Annotated in this window: 4 protein-coding genes; all 4 read left to right on the top strand. The window is 40.7% G+C overall.

Going from position 1 to position 2,147, the window contains the following annotated elements:
* Positions 1–521 (top strand): hypothetical protein (locus tag ACQY6Q_RS15395; RefSeq protein ID WP_427982721.1); only part of this gene is annotated, 521 nt, incomplete at its 5' end.
* Between the two features lie 61 nt (positions 522–582).
* Entirely contained in the window at positions 583–831 is a 249-nt protein-coding gene (locus tag ACQY6Q_RS15400; RefSeq protein WP_427982724.1) for a hypothetical protein, read from the top strand.
* Between the two features lie 141 nt (positions 832–972).
* Positions 973–1,464 (top strand): hypothetical protein, encoded by a 492-nt coding sequence (locus ACQY6Q_RS15405; RefSeq protein ID WP_427982725.1) that lies wholly within the window; start codon positions 973–975, stop codon positions 1,462–1,464.
* A 228-nt stretch (positions 1,465–1,692) separates the two neighbouring features.
* On the top strand, positions 1,693–2,147 hold a 455-nt coding region (locus ACQY6Q_RS15410; protein ID WP_427982726.1), incomplete at its 3' end, for a hypothetical protein.

Here is a 2,147-nt window from a genome sequence, read left to right on the forward strand (position 1 = left end):
AGCTAATACGCAGAGAACAATTCAATCTAAATAACATCTCAGTTCAACAGGTCGTGACCAACTCGCCCTTAAGTGCTGGCTACAAATTACCAGAATATGACCATGAAACCGCCAATAACAGTATCGATGGTTATGACAACAACCAAAACGGTCTGCGTGACGATTTTGAAGTGTTCGTCATAATGGACAACAAGCCAGAATTTCATCAGCTTGGCCTACAAGCCGGCCAGCTATTCCAGCAAATTCTTTCCCTTCGAAACAAACAAGTCTCAGCCACCACGAGACAAGAAGCAGCTGATTTGCTGAATAAGTCGGTCTATTTACGAATGTGTGTTGCAAAGCTGAATCAACAAGACCCCACCTTCGTGGGTTTCCAACATCGATATATCAACACGGTAGATCGTGTTAGAGCCTACCGCGAAGCACAACGTATTTTACGTTTTCACTTGGGCGACTCATATATGCCCATATCCCAAACCGAACCATGTACAAGCTTCAATCAGCAAATGAGTCGATTATAGGGAAATAAATTATGCACACTTAAAGACAATAGTAACCATCAGCCTAATAGGTTGTTTTACAGTGAGCCACGCAGCCCCAAAAGAGTACGCCGATAATGTGGATAAACTACAGCAATTTTATATCAATGGCATGTTTACAGATGTAATTGGATATAATCACAACAAAATTGCACTACAGATGTTTCAGGAAGAGTACTTAAATACCGATTTTCAACGAGCTGATATTGTTCGAGGGGCATACAATAATGCAGAGTCTATGGCATTTCAGTTCCTAGAAGTAGCTAATCAAAAAGCAGAAGTCCAACATTGAATGAACTGGCCAAAGCAACAACGACTAAAGTACTTAACGCGCTTTATGCTTAGGCGCATCAATTAGTGATTAATGTATTTATAATAAATCTAAACCATAGAGTAAGCTGGTACTTCAAATTAATCACTAAAGGAGAGTTCTGTGAGTATTTCCCCACCTAAAGGAATGATTTCGTTAGAAGACTTTGCCCAAAGACACAACTTAGATCCTAAAACTGTTGTAGCTAGAATAAAAGACGGCTCTTATGTCGGCAGAATAGTAGGTGCTCAATGGTTTATTACACCACAAAGTGACCCTAAAGCGTCTCAAAACAGCTCTGAAACACATCAACAGCTAACCTTCAATGAACCCAGCTATAAATCGGACTACAGGGTAGCTAAAGGCTTATCTTCTTTTATATCTGGAATCGGGTGGATAATTTGCATTATAGGTATTGTCATAGCACTTATACTCCTAACTCAAAATACTAGCTACTCTAGAAGCGGCGCTATTATTTCCTCACTTTCGGGTTTCGCTGTTTCCATAGCAGGGCTATTTCTAGTTGCCGCTGGACAAATCACTCGAGCAACTGTAGACAATGCCGATCATACAAGAGAAATCATGCTTATCCTTAAATCGAAAGGTCATTTATGAATCCGTCTTGGCGAGCCTCTTTACATTAAATTTAGTGAATGACATCTATTAACATTTATAACTAACATGAATATGCCCATTAGGTTTAACGTTAAAAGTAAAAATTGGGTTACTAGGCTATTTTATCTCCTGCACTTTTAACCTAAGTATCCATGTACAGTAGCCAGCTTACTAATAATTACTTAAGCTAAACTCTGGATGATTAGGTAACGGCAATACAGGGATTTTATGAGCGAATTCTGGCTGTCATTAGCGGCGAACATAAACTGGCAGTTTGGCTTTAAGGAGGGGTTGTTTATCGCCTTATTGGGGCTGTGGTTATGGGCAATTTGGCCCAAACGCATGCTGGCGCAAATAGCTAAAGATAGAGAGCAGCAATGGCGGCTGCTGTGCGTGCTTACTGCCATCAATACCCTTTGGTTGCTCGACGCCAGCATTGATAAACAGATCCATTTGCATTTCTTGGCTTTAGTCAGCCTAATGTTGATGTATGGCTGGCGCATGGCGACCTTAGTAGCAATGCTGCCAGTACTGTTTTTCGCTACCTTCATTCTTAAGCAGCCCTTTTACTTTGCGGTATTTGGCTTAATCGCCATCGCACTGCCACTATTTTGCTGCTTTATTTGCTATAGCTTAATCTTCAAGCACCTGCCGCATCATTTATTTGTGTATATCTTTTGCGC

Source organism: Agarivorans sp. (genome assembly GCF_050295395.1).
Classification (GTDB): Bacteria; Pseudomonadota; Gammaproteobacteria; order Enterobacterales; family Celerinatantimonadaceae; genus Agarivorans.